General features: G+C 39.4%; 14 protein-coding genes. 12 read left to right on the plus strand and 2 right to left on the minus strand.

Going from position 1 to position 16,307, the window contains the following annotated elements:
- Positions 1-7: 7 nt before the first annotated feature.
- The 6 genes from pstA to I6F66_RS12740 all read left to right on the plus strand — a co-directional run bounded on the left by pstA (position 8) and on the right by I6F66_RS12740 (position 6,399).
- The gene (gene pstA / locus I6F66_RS12715; protein ID WP_007586463.1) at positions 8-1,657 is read left to right on the plus strand and encodes a phosphate ABC transporter permease PstA; all 1,650 of its coding nucleotides are present in this window, start codon (positions 8-10) and stop codon (positions 1,655-1,657) included.
- A gap of 27 nt (positions 1,658-1,684) precedes the next feature.
- Positions 1,685-2,512, plus strand: a complete 828-nt coding sequence (gene pstB, locus I6F66_RS12720; RefSeq protein ID WP_007586464.1) for a phosphate ABC transporter ATP-binding protein PstB — start codon at positions 1,685-1,687, stop codon at positions 2,510-2,512.
- Positions 2,513-2,558: 46 nt separating this feature from the next.
- Positions 2,559-3,260: a phosphate signaling complex protein PhoU gene (phoU, locus tag I6F66_RS12725; protein WP_007586465.1), complete on the plus strand. Its 702-nt coding sequence runs from the start codon at positions 2,559-2,561 to the stop codon at positions 3,258-3,260.
- A 150-nt stretch (positions 3,261-3,410) separates the two neighbouring features.
- A complete protein-coding gene (locus I6F66_RS12730) occupies positions 3,411-4,088 on the plus strand; it encodes a TIGR00153 family protein (RefSeq protein WP_002957838.1) in 678 nt (225 codons plus the stop codon).
- A 39-nt stretch (positions 4,089-4,127) separates the two neighbouring features.
- Complete coding sequence (locus I6F66_RS12735; RefSeq protein ID WP_007586466.1) at positions 4,128-5,396, plus strand: inorganic phosphate transporter; 1,269 nt, start codon at positions 4,128-4,130, stop codon at positions 5,394-5,396.
- 82 nt (positions 5,397-5,478) lie between these two features.
- Positions 5,479-6,399, plus strand: coding sequence for a hydrogen peroxide-inducible genes activator (locus I6F66_RS12740; protein WP_007586467.1), 921 nt, complete (start codon positions 5,479-5,481; stop codon positions 6,397-6,399).
- 24 nt (positions 6,400-6,423) lie between these two features.
- On the opposite strand, the gene I6F66_RS12745 is transcribed toward I6F66_RS12740, so the two are convergent.
- Positions 6,424-6,636, minus strand: coding sequence for a hypothetical protein (locus I6F66_RS12745; RefSeq protein ID WP_002957835.1), 213 nt, complete (start codon positions 6,634-6,636; stop codon positions 6,424-6,426).
- Between the two features lie 180 nt (positions 6,637-6,816).
- Positions 6,817-9,348: a GGDEF domain-containing protein gene (locus tag I6F66_RS12750; RefSeq protein ID WP_165739582.1), complete on the minus strand. Its 2,532-nt coding sequence runs from the start codon at positions 9,346-9,348 to the stop codon at positions 6,817-6,819.
- Between the two features lie 187 nt (positions 9,349-9,535).
- Between I6F66_RS12750 and queA the strand changes: the two genes are divergently transcribed.
- The 6 genes from queA (at position 9,536) to I6F66_RS12780 (ending at position 16,207) form a co-directional block, all read left to right on the plus strand.
- Positions 9,536-10,567 carry a tRNA preQ1(34) S-adenosylmethionine ribosyltransferase-isomerase QueA gene (gene queA / locus I6F66_RS12755; RefSeq protein ID WP_165739580.1) on the plus strand — a complete coding sequence of 344 codons (1,032 nt, stop codon included), beginning with the start codon at positions 9,536-9,538 and terminating at the stop codon, positions 10,565-10,567.
- Between the two features lie 183 nt (positions 10,568-10,750).
- On the plus strand, positions 10,751-11,878 hold the full coding sequence (gene tgt / locus I6F66_RS12760; RefSeq protein WP_007586471.1) for a tRNA guanosine(34) transglycosylase Tgt: 1,128 nt from the start codon (positions 10,751-10,753) through the stop codon (positions 11,876-11,878).
- 25 nt (positions 11,879-11,903) lie between these two features.
- Positions 11,904-12,239 carry a preprotein translocase subunit YajC gene (yajC, locus tag I6F66_RS12765; RefSeq protein WP_007586472.1) on the plus strand — a complete coding sequence of 112 codons (336 nt, stop codon included), beginning with the start codon at positions 11,904-11,906 and terminating at the stop codon, positions 12,237-12,239.
- 19 nt (positions 12,240-12,258) lie between these two features.
- Positions 12,259-14,118, plus strand: a complete 1,860-nt coding sequence (gene secD, locus I6F66_RS12770) for a protein translocase subunit SecD (RefSeq protein ID WP_165739576.1) — start codon at positions 12,259-12,261, stop codon at positions 14,116-14,118.
- A gap of 9 nt (positions 14,119-14,127) precedes the next feature.
- Positions 14,128-15,075 carry a protein translocase subunit SecF gene (gene secF, locus I6F66_RS12775; RefSeq protein WP_007586474.1) on the plus strand — a complete coding sequence of 316 codons (948 nt, stop codon included), beginning with the start codon at positions 14,128-14,130 and terminating at the stop codon, positions 15,073-15,075.
- Between the two features lie 322 nt (positions 15,076-15,397).
- Positions 15,398-16,207: an ABC transporter substrate-binding protein gene (locus I6F66_RS12780; RefSeq protein ID WP_197209334.1), complete on the plus strand. Its 810-nt coding sequence runs from the start codon at positions 15,398-15,400 to the stop codon at positions 16,205-16,207.
- The last annotated feature ends 100 nt before the right edge of the window (positions 16,208-16,307 follow it).

Here is a 16,307-nt window from a genome sequence, read left to right on the forward strand (position 1 = left end):
ACATGACATGGTAAAGCAGTGGTTTAAGTCTGGTTCTCCTTGGATTTGGATGACCGGTGGTGCAGTGAGCATCAGTTTGATTTCAGTTTTAGGCTTATTGGCAATGATAGCCTGGAAAGGGTTAAGCTTTTTCTGGCCTTCAGAAGTTGTACAGTTTGAACTTGAAGGGTCGATTGCAAAGCAAACCGTTATTGGCGAAGTTTACGATCGTGAATTAGTACCAAAAACGCGTTTAGCCGCGACAGGTATTGATGTTAGCGGGTTTGAAAAAGAAGAAATAGAGCGCTTACTTATTAAAACAGGTAACCGCGAATATGTAGATTTAGATTTTCGTTGGATATTAGAAACCGACATAACAAATAAAACAGCACCAGCGGCGCTTGCAGTATTTGAGCGTAGTAAAAACGGTAACTTTTATGGTTATGTGCAAAACGTTATTAAAGACGGTCAACCGGTTAATGGCGATAAAATAGAAGCGCTACATGAGCTTGTAGAGCGTGCGGTTGATTTAAATGACGAAGCACTTGATTTGCAAAATGGTGACATTGGGCATATTAACTACGCACTTGAACGCTTACGTTTAAAAGAAAAAGGCTACTTACTTGATAACGCTCTCACTGATGAGCGTGTTGCTGAGCTTGCTCAAGCACGTGCTGAATTACGTGCAGAGTATGGTGTACTTGAAAAAGATTTATTTGCACTACGCAAACAAGCTAAACGTGACCACGTAACTGTAAAAGATATGCGCGGTGAAGTTGTTACAATTCCTATGTATCAAGTACTTGATGTTTGGTTTCCAAACGATATGGGCTTTTTTGCAAAGCTAGGCCACTACTTTGTGCAACTAGGTAAGTTTGTATCCGATGATCCACGTGAAGCAAATACAGAAGGCGGTGTTTTCCCTGCTATATTTGGTACTGTATTTATGGTTATGCTGATGGCTGTAATTGTGACGCCGTTTGGCGTTGTTGCTGCAATTTACTTACACGAGTACGCCGCAAAAAATGCAATCACTAAAATGATTCGTATCGCAGTGATTAACTTGGCCGGTGTTCCTTCAATTGTATACGGTGTATTTGGCCTCGGCTTTTTTGTATACATGTTAGGTGGTAGCTTAGACCAATTATTTTATCCAGAATCGTCGCCAACGCCAGTATTTGGTACGCCAGGTGTAATGTGGTCGGCATTAACGCTCGCTATACTAACGCTGCCAGTTGTTATTGTATCGACTGAAGAAGGTTTATCTCGTATTCCAAGTACCGTACGTGATGGTTCACTAGCGCTTGGCGCAACAAAAGTTGAAACGTTATGGCGCATAATTATTCCAATGGCAAGCCCTGCAATTATGACAGGTTTAATACTGGCAGTTGCGCGTGCTGCAGGTGAAGTTGCACCGTTAATGCTAGTAGGCGTTGTAAAAATGGCTCCTACATTACCACTTGATGGCAACTTCCCATATTTTCACTTAGATAGAAAGTTCATGCACTTAGGCTTTCATATATACGATGTTGGCTTCCAAAGCCCTAATGTTGAAGCGGCACGTCCGCTGGTATACGCAACGGCCTTTTTATTGGTGTCGGTGATTATTACCCTAAACATAACGGCCATTGGTATACGTAACCATTTACGTGAAAAGTACAGATCGCTTGAACACTAATTAGTAAAGATTTTATAGGTAACAAAAATGATTACAGTCGCTCCAAAAGTAAACCAAGCTAATATAGGCCAGAAGTTAGACCTAGAAAATTTAACGGATGACCAAAAAGCGCTAGAGATTAAAGATCTCGATCTTTACTACGGTGATAAGCAAGCGCTTAATAAAGTAAATATGAACATTCCAAAAGGCCAAGTAACTGCGTTTATTGGACCATCGGGCTGTGGTAAATCAACTCTATTACGTTGTATTAACCGCATGAACGATTTGGTTGATATTTGTCGTATTGAAGGTGAAATATTACTTCACGGTCAAAATATTTACGATAAGAGCGTAGATGTAGCAGCACTTCGTCGTAATGTAGGTATGGTGTTTCAGCGTCCTAACCCATTTCCTAAATCAATTTATGAAAATGTGGTTTATGGCCTACGCTTACAAGGCATTAAAGAGAAGCGTAAGTTAGACGAAGTGGTAGAGCAATCACTTCGTGGTGCTGCTTTATGGGATGAAGTAAAAGATAGATTACACGATAGCGCGTTTGGCTTATCGGGTGGTCAGCAACAGCGTTTAGTTATTGCTCGCTCAATTGCAATTGAGCCAGAAGTTCTTTTATTAGATGAACCTACATCAGCACTTGACCCTATTTCTACTTTGGTAATAGAAGAGCTAATAAACGATTTAAAAAACCAATTTACCGTTGTTATTGTTACACATAACATGCAACAAGCAGCACGAGTATCTGATCAAACAGCCTTTATGTATATGGGCGAATTGATTGAGTACTCAGACACAAATACCTTATTTACTACACCAACGAAGAAAAAGACCGAAGATTATATTACCGGTCGTTACGGTTAATTAGCCCGTTGTAGCGTGTTGTGCAAGATTAAGAGAGAAGGTAACTATGGAACATAATATTAATAAACATATTTCTGGGCGTTTTAACCAAGAACTAGAAAATGTACGTAATCATGTATTAAGTATGGGTGGCTTAGTTGAGCAGCAGTTAAATAGTGCGCTTGATGCGGTGAGTCGTAACGATGCAGAGCTTGCTCAAAAGGTACGTCAGAACGATTATAAAGTGAATGCAATGGAAGTAAGTATTGATGAAGAGTGTACGCGTATTATTGCTCGTCGTCAGCCTGCAGCAAGTGACCTGCGTTTAGTGATTGCAATTGCTAAAACAATCGCCGATTTAGAACGTATTGGCGATGAAGCTGAGCGAATTGCTAAAGTTGCACTAGACTCATTTACCAAAGATCAGCAAGATTTATTAGTAAATATTGAAAATATGGGCCGCCAGGTTTTAAAAATGCTACACGACGTACTAGATGCATTTGCGCGTATGGATGTGCAACGTGCATTTCAAGTACATAAAGAAGATGCAAAAGTTGACCGCGAATATGAAGCCATCACACGTCAAATAATGACTTACATGATGGAAGATCCACGCTCAATACCTAAAATCATGGACTTAGTCTGGTCTGTTCGCTCATTAGAGCGTATTGGTGATCGCTGTCAGAACATTGCTGAATACATTATTTATTTTGTTAATGGCAAAGATATTCGCCATACATCTCAAGAAGATATAGAAAAATCACTATGATTTTTTACCCATCATGCTTTTCTATTAAAGCGGCTTAGTGTCGCTTTATGTATTGCAAGCTTTAGTGAAGTAATAAAAAGCGTTCACAATCTTGGTTAATACTGTAAAATTCATGCTGCAAAGCATATCAATTTGATTAAAGGGTCAGTTATGCCTACAAACGCGTTTTTAGGAGTATTTGCAAAATCTCCTATCAAACCAATGGAAGAACACATCAAGAAGGTTCATCAAGCAAGTAAAGCTTTGATACCTTTTTTTAATCACGTATTTAAAGAAGAGTGGGTACAAGCAGAAGAGCTTCGCATCACTATTCGCAATTTAGAACGTGAAGCCGATGATATGAAAAGAGATATACGTTTACAATTACCGCGTGGTTTATTCATGCCGGTAGAGCGTACAGATCTTCTCGAACTAGTAACTCAACAAGATAAAATTGCCAATAAAGCAAAAGATATTGCAGGGCGAGTGATTGGTCGTGAAATGACCATTCCAAAAGTTATGCAAGCTGATTTCTTAGCTTACTTAACCCGTTGTGTAGATGCGACTAAACAAGCATCTAAAGCAATTAATGAATTAGAAGAATTGCTAGAAACGGGTTTTAAAGGTCGAGAAGTCACCTTAGTAGAAAAAATGTTAGTTGAATTGGATGCCATAGAACAAGACACGGACGAAATGCAGATAAAAGTACGCCGCCAGCTACGTGATGTAGAGGGTGAGTTAAATCCAATTGATGTTATGTTTTTGTACAAAATCATTGAATGGGTTGGCGAGCTTGCAGATATTGCAGAGCGCGTAGGATCACGTCTTGAGCTGATGTTAGCTCGTTAATTTAAAATCAGTTCAAACACGAAAGATTAAGGTTTTACAATGGATATCATTGCATCTTACGGCACGGTATTAATTTTAATTGCCGCAGCAGTCGGCTTTTTTATGGCTTATGGTATTGGCGCGAACGACGTAGCGAACGCCATGGGCACATCTGTAGGTTCAAAAGCGCTAACAATCAAACAAGCTATTTTTATAGCGATGATTTTTGAATTTGCAGGCGCTTACTTAGCAGGTGGTGAGGTTACATCAACAATTCGTAAAGGAATTATCGATGCCGCACCATTTGCAGACATTCCTGAACTTATGGTTCTGGGTATGATTTCGTCTTTATTTGCAGCGGGTGCTTGGTTATTAATGGCCTCGTTCTTGGGTTGGCCAGTATCAACGACTCACTCAATCATTGGTGCAATCATTGGTTTTGCGTTAGTTGCTGTTGGTACTGAGGCGATTCAATGGGATAAAGTAGGTGGTATTGTTGGTAGTTGGATTATAACGCCCGCCATATCAGGCTTTATTGCATACTTAATATTTATGAGTGCACAAAAACTTATTTTTAATACAGATGCACCACTAAAAAATGCTAAACGCTATGTACCACTTTATATGGGTTTAGCAGGTTTTATAATGGCCTTGGTCACAATTAAAAAAGGCTTAAAGCATGTTGGTGTTGATTTAGGTGCAGCCGAAGGGTACGCCTTAGCAATAGCTGTAGCAGTTGTCGTTGCTATAATTGGTAAAATTGCTATTTCTCGTTTAAATATCGATCCAAAAGCAGATAAACAAATGCAATTCAACAATGTTGAAAAAGTGTTTGCTGTTCTTATGGTATTAACAGCATGTTGTATGGCCTTTGCACATGGTTCTAACGATGTTGCTAATGCAATCGGTCCACTAGCTGCTGTTGTAAATATTGTTGAAAACAATGGTGAAATTGCTAAAAAAGCGGCTATTGCTTGGTGGATTTTACCTCTAGGTGGTTTCGGTATTGTTGCGGGTCTTGCTATTTTGGGCAAAAAAGTAATTAAAACGATTGGTGAAGGCATTACACATTTAACGCCTAGCCGTGGTTTTGCTGCTGAACTAGCCGCTGCTTCTACCGTTGTTATTGCATCAGGTACTGGTATGCCAATCTCTACTACTCAAACCTTAGTGGGTGCAGTATTAGGTGTAGGTATGGCACGTGGAATTGGTGCACTTAACATGGGTGTTATCAGAAACATTGTAGTTTCTTGGGTAATTACATTGCCAGTTGGCGCTGCCCTTGCTATTGTTATTTTCTACGTACTAAGAACCGCATTTGGGGTTTAACAAAAAAGTACTCAAAGACTTTTAGCTTGAAAAGATCTCAATGCCCTAGGTGTTGGGGTCTTTTTATTTGTGGAAAGAAAAAATGACCAATCTTCCAAGTATCAAACAGCTACAGTATTTATTAGCTGTTCATCAACATCAGCACTTTGGCAGAGCTGCCAGTGCCTGTTTTATAGGGCAATCTACTTTAAGCAGTGCTATTCAAAATCTTGAAGAAACGTTGGGTTGCCAGCTTATTGAACGCGAAAATCGCAGCCTTATGTTTACCAGTATTGGTGAAGAAGTTGTTGAGCGCTCTCGTAAAATAATTAACGATACAATTAGTTTAAAAGAACTCACTAAAAGCTTTTTAACACCACTGAGTGGTAAATTAACAGTGGGTGTTATACCTACAATTGCTAGCTTTATAGCGGCTCCTCTGTATCACTTTTGTAAAGAAACCTTTTGTGATTTAGAGTTGGTATTAATAGAAGATACGAGTGATAAGCTACTGGATAAACTTGAGCATGGGCATATTGATTTAGCGCTACTTGCACTGCCATACGAAACCGATAAATTTCATACACAAGTATTGGCAAAAGATCAGTTTAGTTTAGTGCACCATAAGGACTACAGCGCTGCAAAGGGCGTAGTCGACTTTAATCTATTACCAGAGGCTAGCGTATTCTTACTCGAGCGTGAGCACTGTATGACAGGCCATGCGCTTAGTGCATGTCATTTAAACCGTGCTAGTTGTATTAACCCATTTGAAGCAGCAAGCTTGCATACATTATTGAGTATGGTTGAGCATCAGCTCGGGGTGACTTTTTTACCACAAATGGCGATTAACGCCGGAATTTTAGATAATAAAAATATGGTGGCAACACCATCACAAAGCGATGCATATAGAGATATTGGCATATTGTGGCGTAAAACTACGGGGCGGATCCGCGACTTTAAGTTATTTAGTCAACAGCTTGAGATATTTTTAAAGCGCCAATGTAGTTTAGATTTTTCTAAATAAGAATAGGAAATGAATGAAAGCAGCCTATAAAGGCTGCTTTTGATTTTGAAGATGGCTTTCAAAAGGCTCAAGTTCGGGTAAAAATAGTAAATAAATCCATACCACCAAGTTAAAGTAAGGCACGCAACCTAATACAGTAAAAACCTTAACTGGGTAGCCTTTAATATTTGCGTAACGATAGCACTGATACGCGATTGCAAAATGTATAATCAGTAATAACATAACTAGCTGTGTCATACCTTTCTCCTTAAAAGCTTAAATAGCTTTGAAACCCACTATAAATATCAGTACTACGCCGCCAAAAGGTAATGTCATGTTTTTAAAGTGAAATGCGTTAAAATGCACGACATTTTTATTTGATACTGAAAGTATAGGCAAGAAAGGTAATATTGGTAGTAACAAATTGTTTAATTTTGTTTATTTTGGGCTAGCTTGTTGTTGGTAAAACGTTTTATTTTTTGAAATTTTTTCAAGTTCATCTTTTACTTTTTCAACAGGTATTGGGCGTGCAATAAAGTAGCCTTGTCCATAATCAACACCTATCTCTTTTAGTGCAAAAAATATCTCTTCGTTTTCAACGTACTCAGCTACAGAGCGCTTATCGAGAGACCGACTAATATCATTTATTGCTTTTACTAACGCTAAGTCTATAGGGTCATTAAGCATGTCGCTTACAAATGAGCCATCAATTTTTACATGCTGTGCTGGAAGCTGCTTTAAATAGTTAAATGTACTAAAGCCAGTTCCAAAATCGTCAATAGAAAAATGACAGCCTAAGCTATTAAGCTTCTCAATCATTTTACGAGTCGCTTTTAAGTTGTTAATACTTGCTGATTCAGTTATTTCAAAAATTATCCGCGAAGGGGGCACGTTATACTTTTCAAGGTTTGATTCAATTAATGGCAATAAGCGTTCATCTAAGAATGATTGTGCTGACAAATTAATAGCAACTTGGTTTAACTCTGGGTGCTTAGATACACAAGCAACGGCATTACGTATAACGCATTGATCCATCAAAAATGTGTCGTTAAGCATCTCTAAAGAGGGAATAAATTGATTTGGGTACACAAGTTTACCTTTGAGTTTTAAGCGTAAGAGCGCTTCAAAATAAGCAACTTTACACTCTTTAAAATCCCAAATAGGTTGGTAATGCAGTTCAATATTATCTTGCTGCAGTGCTTGTCGAATTTCGTGACCCCATTCAAGCCCAGTTTGAAGCGTATTGTTTTGAGCGTCCTCTTTTGAGTAGCAATGTACTAAGTTACGCCCTAAATTTTTGGCAATATACAAAGCAATATCGGCTTGTTTTAAACATTCATTAGGATCATTGTTTTGTATCGTAATTTGAGTTAAACCGATAGAGCAGCTAATTGTGTATATCTGATCTTCTGATTTAAAAGCATGTTTTTCTATTGCGCTGCACACACCTTCAGCAATAAGGTGTGCATCCAGTAAATTCATATCGGTAAGTATGACTGCAAACTCATCGCCGCCTATTCGGCACACCAAATGGTCTTCGCCAATATTTGCTTTAAATAATTGCGCGACTTCTTTTAATACTATGTCACCTTGGTGGTGACCTTTGCTGTCGTTTATTATTTTAAAGTGATCGAGGTCAATATAAATAACAGCATGCTCTATGCCATCATACGTGTATTTATCTTGGCATATTTTATTAAGCTGTTGATCAAAGTAATAACGGTTATGTAAACCAGTTAATGGGTCATGGTGTGCTAAATGACGTAGTTGGATCTCTGCTTGTTTACGTTCGTGTATGTTGTCGATAGTGGCGGTTATGGTCGCGTTATTACGACTATTTTTGATTAGCTGTAATCTGCATTCGACCCAAATTAAATTGCCATTTTTATGGGTGAGCTTTACTTCTATTTGTTGCTGTTGTTCGCCACCATGTAAAATGTCATTAATAGTATAATTTAGTCTTTCTTTATCTTCGTTATTACAATAAGCGCTTAGTGGGGTTTGTAGTGATGATTTAACACCAAAACCGCTTAATGTCTCCCATGCAGGGTTAATAAAACGAATATGCCCTTGCTGATCAAGCTCTAAAACAACCGTATTCAAATGCAATAAAATACGCTGATGAGCCGAAAATAACTCTTTGTAACGCACTTCGCTCACGCTTAGCTGCTCTACTTTGTAAGCAAACTCAGCATAACTCACCATAAAATCTTCACGTCGTGCGGCGTGGTCACACACTTTATTTAAAAATGAAGGGTCGTATGGGGCTCTAATAAAATCGGTAACACCAGACAGCAAAAGCTGCTCAGCGTAATCAGCATCATCACTTTCTATAATCGTAACAATAGCTTGTTTAGAATTGTGCTGTAGTATTTCTTCAACGAGTACACTCGAGCTCCCTGCACTTGATGTAGTGGCATCGAGTAGCACAATTGAAAACTGCTGTTGGTTGTAAGCGTTTAGTGCTGCTTCAGCTGAGGTAACGTGAGTAATAGCAAAGTTTAACTTTAACTGTTCACTAATTTTGTCGGCCGTATTTTGAAGTGGCTCTAATAGCAATAAATTTAGTCGGCTACTTTTTTCTAGGTGCGTAGATAAAACATTCGCAAGCACTTGAGGAAGCATATCTTTATGTTCAAACGGCAGTACAGCATCTATCCCGTAGCTTCTGGCTGTTGTTTCGGCAATACGCTCACAGTAAATTGGCGGAATAAGTAAAATTGGGGTGTTTTTTGGTGTTTTTAATAATCCTGAGCGGATCATCCTCGAAAAGCGCCAGCCGTCAATTTTTCCAACATTAATGCCCGTTATTATAATATCAACAGGGTGTTGTTTTAAAAGCTTTAAAGCTTGTTGGCTATCTTGCGCATCAATAAAGGTAAATACATTTAAGCTATCTAAAGTGCCTTTAATCGCGCGACGTTCAGCACTACTTGCGTTTAATATTAGCAATTTAAGCTGGTTTGGCACGTGTTGAACACCCCTAATGTAACTTATAATAATTCAGCCGAACAAGAATAGTGACATTTAACCATAAGAACAAGAAAATTAAATGACAAACACGCAAACAAGACATTATAAGTTTGGCTGATTTCTTGAGCTTAATATCCGATACATATACACTTGGCGCGATTTTAAATGATGTGGATTACTAATTATGCGCGTGGCTGACTTTAGCTTTGACTTACCTGATGAATTAATAGCTCGTTTTCCTAAAGCGGACAGAACTAGCAGCCGTTTACTTACTTTAGATGGCCCAAGCGGAACTCTAGAACATAAAGTGTTTAGCGACATACTTGATTTAGTAAACGAAGGCGATTTGTTAGTCTTTAACAATACACGCGTAATTCCAGCACGTATGTTTGGTCAAAAAGCCTCTGGCGGCAAAGTTGAAGTGCTTGTAGAGCGAGTGCTAGATGAACATCGCGTACTTGCGCACGTACGCGCGAGCAAGTCGCTTAAGGTTGGTAACGAAGTTATTTTAGAGGGCAAAGCCAAGGCAATAATGGTTGCACGCCACGATACATTATTTGAGCTTGAGTTTGATCATAGCCAAAACGTGCTAGATATACTTAATGATATTGGTCATATGCCACTGCCTCCTTATATTGACCGACCTGATACCGAAGCTGATCGCGAGCGTTACCAAACTGTTTATGGAGAAAAGCCAGGTGCAGTTGCTGCGCCAACAGCGGGCTTACATTTTGACGATAAGTTAATGACGGCACTAAAAGATAAAGGTGTAAACATGGCCTTTGTTACTTTACACGTTGGCGCCGGTACTTTTCAGCCAGTACGAGTAGATAGTGTTGATGAGCATATAATGCACTCCGAGTACATTGAAGTACCCGATGATGTAGTTGCTGCCGTTGCACAAACCAAAGCAAGTGGCGGGCGCGTAATTGCTGTAGGCACAACTTCAGTACGCTCATTAGAGTCGGCAGCTAAAGTTCACGGCGGCAAGTTAGATACGTATTTTGGTGATACCGATATATTTATTTTTCCGGGTTACCAATTTAATGTTGTTGATGCCATGGTCACAAATTTTCACTTACCAGAATCAACGCTTATAATGCTAGTCAGTGCTTTTAGCGGACAAGACAATATTATGGGTGCATACAATACGGCAATTGAACAAAAATACCGATTTTTTAGTTACGGTGATGCGATGTTTTTAACACGCAAGTAACCGTTTATTATTTAATACTCAGTAAAAAACACTAAAAACCCCAGCAACGAAGCTGGGGTTTTTGTTTAGCATAATAAGCAAACCTGAATTTATCGCAGCTAATAGTATTAATGAGGTAAAAAGGGTAGAATCGAGCGGTTAAATTATAGCTTGTTGGACTGTTTTTCTGACATTGAGGATGATATGAAATTTGAATTAGATTGTACTGACGGAAAAGCGCGCCGCGGCCGCTTAATTTTTGACCGTGGTGTAATAGAAACACCTGCATTTATGCCTGTTGGTACTTACGGTACTGTAAAAGGTATGACGCCAGATGAAGTAAAAGCCACTGGTGCGCAAATATGTTTAGGTAATACCTTTCATTTAATGCTTCGTCCAGGTACTGAAATCATTAAGCAACATGGTGATTTACACGACTTTATGAATTGGGATTTCCCAATTTTAACTGACTCAGGCGGTTTTCAAGTATTTAGCTTAGGCGCAATGCGTAAAATCACTGAAGAAGGCGTGTTATTTCAATCTCCAGTAAATGGTGATGAAATTATGATGTCGCCTGAAAAGTCGATGGAAGTACAGCGCGACTTAGGCTCAGACATCGTTATGATTTTTGACGAGTGTACGCCATACCCTGCAACTGAAAAAGAAGCTAAAGATTCTATGGAGTTATCTCTTCGTTGGGCTAAGCGCTCAAAAGAAGGGCATGGCGACAATCCATCTGCTTTGTTTGGTATTATTCAAGGTGGTATGTACCCAGAATTACGTGCACAATCGCAAGCAGGCTTAGAAGAAATTGGCTTTGATGGCTATGCATTAGGTGGTCTATCAGTAGGCGAGCCTAAAAACGAAATGATGAATATTCTTGATCATTGTGCGTTTAAAATGCCAGAAGACAAACCACGCTACCTTATGGGTGTAGGCAAGCCAGAGGATTTAGTTGAGTCTGTTCGCCGTGGTATTGATATGTTTGACTGTGTTATGCCAACACGTAATGCGCGTAACGGCCATTTATTCATTACCACGGGTGTAGTAAAAATACGTAACGCAGTACATAAAACAGACACAGGGCCACTTGACCCTGAGTGTGATTGTCATACGTGTGGAAACTATTCACGAGCTTATTTGCATCACCTTGATAAATGTAACGAAATTTTAGGTGCGCGACTAAACACAATTCATAACTTACGTTACTATCAACGTGTTATGGAAGGTTTACGTAATGCAATTAGCGAAGGTAAATTAGAAGAATTTGTACAAGATTTTTATGCTCGCCGAGGCCAAGACGTGCCAGAGCTAGTAGATATAAAAAATTAAACTTTAAAATTAAAGAGGAAGTATCATGAGTTTATTTATTTCAAATGCACACGCAGCAGCTGGTCAACCTGCGGCAAGCGGTGGTTGGGAAATGCTAATAATGTTAGCTATTTTCGGTTTGGTTTTTTACTTTTTAATCTACCGCCCGCAAGCTAAGCGCGTTAAAGAGCACAAAAGCTTAATGAGTATGATGGCTAAAGGCGATGAAGTACTTACCCAAGGCGGTTTAGTGGGTAAAATTGTGAAGATTTCTGAAGAGAAAGATTTCATCGTTATCTCTTTAAACGAGCAGGCAGAAGTAACAGTACAAAAATCTGCAGTATCTGCAGTATTGCCAAAAGGCACAATGAAGTCGCTATAAAAATAATAAGGACGACCCCGTGTTAAACAAGTTTCCAGTTTGGAAGTATTTACTTGTTTTAGCTGTGGTAGCCATTGGCCTTTTATATGCCTCTCCAAACTTGTATGGTCGCGATCCGGCTATACAAGTTTCAGGTGCTAAAGGCGCTGATGTCGATCTCAGTGTTGTAGACAAAGTAAACGCAATCCTTGAAAAAAATAATGTAACCGCTAAATCGACAATACTTGAAGATGGACAAATTTTAGTTCGTTTAAAAAATGTTGAAGAACAGCTTAAAGCGCATGACTTACTGCGTGATTCGCTTAACGACGATTATATTTCTGCCATTAATATGGCACCAGCTCAACCAGCTTGGTTAAAAGCGGTTGGTGGCAACCCTATGAAGCTAGGTCTTGATTTAAGTGGTGGCGTACATTTCACCATGGAAATCGACATGGCAACAGCGGTTGATAACCAGCTTGAGCAAATGGAACAAGATTTTCGTAGCGACCTGCGCGAAGAAAAACTACGTTACCGTAGTGTTCGCCGCGTAGCAGGCTCCGATCGTATGCGTGTAGAAATGCGTACTGAAGAAGACAAAAATGCAGCAGAGAGCTTCTTAGAAACTCGCTACCCGCTAAATGTCTACATTGATGACAGCAGTAACGATAAAGCATTTTTTGCGACAATGAGTGAACAAAAACTCAAAGAAATTCGTGACTACGCTATCAAGCAAAATGAAACGATTATTCGTAACCGTATCAACCAAATTGGTGTTGCAGAACCTAACGTACAACGCCAAGGCGCTGAGCGTATTATTGTTCAACTACCTGGTATTCAAGACACAGCACGCGCTAAAGAAATTTTAGGCGCAACAGCAACACTTGAATTTCGTGAAGTAGACGAAAACGCTGATATTAGCGCTGCTGCTCAAGGTCGTATCCCTGCGGGTACTGAAATGATCATGAGCCGCGACGGTTACCCTGTTGTACTTAAAAAGCGTATTATTCTAGAAGGCAGCCATATAACTGGCGCGCAATCTGGCGCTGATGAATACCAACGCCCGCAAGTGAGTATTACGCTAGATAGCAAAGGTGGGGCAAAAATGAATGCCTTTACCAAACGTGCTATTGGTAAGCGTATGGCAACGGTATTTATTGAGTACAAGCCATCAGGTAAAAAAGATGCAGACGGTAAAGCGCTTCCGCCTATTAAGGTTGAAGAAGTTATTAACGTAGCAACAATTCAAGCACGTCTTGATCGCTCGTTCCGTATTACAGGTATCGATAACCCAGCTGAAGCACATAACTTAAGTTTGCTACTTCGTGCAGGTGCGCTTGTAGCACCAATTCAAATTGTTGAAGAGCGCACTGTAGGTCCAAGTTTAGGTCAAGAAAATATTGAAGCGGGTATGACTGCGGTTGCACTTGGTTTTGCGTTTGTACTTGTGTTTATGCTTGTGTACTACAAAGGCTTTGGTATGGTTGCAAACCTTGCGCTTGCGGCTAACTTAGTACTGATTGTTGGTGTTATGTCTTTAATTCCAGGCGCGACACTTACGCTACCTGGTATTGCAGGTATTGTATTAACCGTAGGTATGGCAGTTGATGCTAACGTACTTATTTTTGAACGTATTCGTGAAGAGCTGGCCGATGGCCGCAGCCCTCAACAAGCGATTCATTTCGGTTACGATAGCGCATTTAGCACTATATTTGATGCTAACATCACCACGTTAATCGCTGCCATTATACTGTTTGCAGTAGGCACAGGTCCGATTGCGGGCTTTGCAGTGACACTTGCGATTGGTATTTTAACTTCAATGTTTACAGCCATTGTTGGTACCCGTGCGGTAATCAACTTATTTGTTGGTGGTAAACGTATTGATAAACTTTCGATTTAAGGAGCTGACATGCAAATTTTAAGTTTGGGTAGTAGAACCCTTCGTTTCATGTCTCTTCGTAAAGTGGCTATGGGTTTTTCGACGTTATTAATTTTAGCGTCGTTTGCATCAGTTTTTGTTAAAGGTCTAAATTTTGGTTTAGATTTTACCGGCGGTACTGCGGTAGAAGTTGGTTTTTCACAGCCAGCAGACCTTAAAAAAGTACGTGCTGCGCTAGCTGATAATGGTTTTGCTGATGCATCAGTACAACTATTTGGTTCAAGCCAAGAGATTTTAGTTCGTTTAGCACCGCGCGGTAGTGATGTTAAAGCTGAAGTAATTGGTAACCAAGTAATCGATGCGCTTAAAAAAGCTGATGACAGCGTAGTAATGCGCCGTATTGAGTTTGTGGGCCCAAGTGTAGGTGAAGACTTAAAAGAGCAGGGTGGCCTTGCCATGTTAACTGCACTTATTTGTATCTTAATCTACGTTGCATTTCGTTTTGAATGGCGCTTTGCTGTGGGTGCGGTAGGTGCACTACTACACGATGTTATTATTACTGTGGGTTTATTTTCGATATTAGGTTTAGAGTTTGATTTAACTATATTAGCGGCAATTCTTGCGGTAATAGGTTATTCACTTAACGATACGATTGTTGTATCTGACCGTATTCGTGAAAATTTCCGTAAAGTGCGCATTGACGATACAGTAGAAATTATTGATATTTCACTTACGCAAACACTTAACCGTACACTTGTAACCTCAATCACGACTATTTTAGTATTGATTGCTTTGTTTGCATGGGGCGGACAAACCATTCATGGCTTTGCAACTGCATTGCTGTTTGGTGTGTTTATTGGTACTTATTCTTCGATTTATGTTGCGAGTTCTGTTGCTATAGCAATGGGCGTAAGCAAAGAAGACTTAATACCAGAAGTAATTGAAAAAGAAGGTGCAGACCTAGACGCAATGCCGTAGTAGAGTCTCATTAAATAAAAACCGCTCCTATGAGCGGTTTTTTTATACCTGCAATTTATTAATTGTTCAGGCGTCTAAGTTTTCATTAGCGGATGTAACAGTGCAAGCTTACGAAAACAGTGCTAACTTTGTAGTGTGAATCGGTAGGACCTTTTTGCAATAATATATAAATCGCCATAGGTTAAGTCACCGGCCACTGAGGCTAAAATAAGCCAAGTGTTATCGCTCTAGTTATCTATTTATTTATGTGCTCAAGGGATGCTTTAGAAGTGTTTAGCCTTTCAGCCAATAATAGGTAATTTAAACAAAGCAGGTAATTATTATGTTACCAATAAAAGTTTCTATCAGTGTATTTAGTTTGTTTGTAAGTTTTTCACTTATGGCGCAAGAGCAAATAATTAATGTTGCTCAAAAGCAAGATACCCAAAACGCACGAGAAGAATACCTCAATGAGTTATTAGTACGTGCACTTGAAAGTGTTAACTACTCCGGTGTTATCCGAATGACCCCCATATCAGAACTGCAAAAGCGTAAGTTAATAAACCTAGATGATAACGAATTAGATATGTATTGGAGTATGAGCAGTCCAGAGCGAGAGGCGCTTGCTTTGGCGATAAAAATACCACTATTTAAAGGCTATATAGGTAAGCGAGCTTTATTAACTAATAAGCAAAACTTGGCGCGCTTTAAAAAGGTAAAAAATATTGAGCAGCTAGCTACGTTTTCGGCTGTACAAGGGCACAACTGGCCAGATACAAGAATAATGTCCTATAACGGATTACATGTAAGACCGCTTACTAACTACCAAGCCATGTTCACTTTAACGAGCCGTGGACGAATAGATTACTTTCCTCGCTCGTTTATTGAGGTTAACTCTGAGCTTATTGAAAACAAACAAAGTAATTTAGTAATTGTGCCTAATTTATATATAAGTTATCCAACCGGTATTTATTACTTTGTGACTAAGAGTAAACCTGAATTAGCAAAGGCTGTTGAAGAGGGGTTAATAGTGATGCAAGAAAACGGCGAGTTTGATGCATTATTTAATGAATACTTCGCAAAGGATTTAAATACCCTACCTTATACAAAAGGCAAAACGATAGAGATTAAGCTCGATAACCCTTATTTTTAGACACAAAAAAAGGAGCCTGAGCTTAATGCCAGTCAGTTAAGCTGACTGGCATTTTTCTTTTTATGGGGATACTTAGATGGTTTTGGCTTAACCCATCGGG

It is taken from the genome of Pseudoalteromonas sp. NZS100_1 (assembly GCF_015864285.1).
GTDB lineage: Bacteria > Pseudomonadota > Gammaproteobacteria > Enterobacterales > Alteromonadaceae > Pseudoalteromonas > Pseudoalteromonas arctica.

Bases quoted from the DNA above. Each gene is read 5' to 3' on its own strand.
- I6F66_RS12745 (WP_002957835.1), bottom strand. From the start codon at position 6,636: ATGACACAGCTAGTTATGTTATTACTGATTATACATTTTGCAATCGCG.
- I6F66_RS12730 (WP_002957838.1), top strand. From the start codon at position 3,411: ATGCCTACAAACGCGTTTTTAGGAGTATTTGCAAAATCTCCTATCAAA.
- tgt (WP_007586471.1), top strand. From the start codon at position 10,751: ATGAAATTTGAATTAGATTGTACTGACGGAAAAGCGCGCCGCGGCCGC.
- secF (WP_007586474.1), top strand. From the start codon at position 14,128: ATGCAAATTTTAAGTTTGGGTAGTAGAACCCTTCGTTTCATGTCTCTT.
- I6F66_RS12735 (WP_007586466.1), top strand. From the start codon at position 4,128: ATGGATATCATTGCATCTTACGGCACGGTATTAATTTTAATTGCCGCA.
- I6F66_RS12780 (WP_197209334.1), top strand. From the start codon at position 15,398: ATGTTACCAATAAAAGTTTCTATCAGTGTATTTAGTTTGTTTGTAAGT.
- yajC (WP_007586472.1), top strand. From the start codon at position 11,904: ATGAGTTTATTTATTTCAAATGCACACGCAGCAGCTGGTCAACCTGCG.
- queA (WP_165739580.1), top strand. From the start codon at position 9,536: ATGCGCGTGGCTGACTTTAGCTTTGACTTACCTGATGAATTAATAGCT.
- pstA (WP_007586463.1), top strand. From the start codon at position 8: ATGGTAAAGCAGTGGTTTAAGTCTGGTTCTCCTTGGATTTGGATGACC.
- pstB (WP_007586464.1), top strand. From the start codon at position 1,685: ATGATTACAGTCGCTCCAAAAGTAAACCAAGCTAATATAGGCCAGAAG.
- I6F66_RS12740 (WP_007586467.1), top strand. From the start codon at position 5,479: ATGACCAATCTTCCAAGTATCAAACAGCTACAGTATTTATTAGCTGTT.
- phoU (WP_007586465.1), top strand. From the start codon at position 2,559: ATGGAACATAATATTAATAAACATATTTCTGGGCGTTTTAACCAAGAA.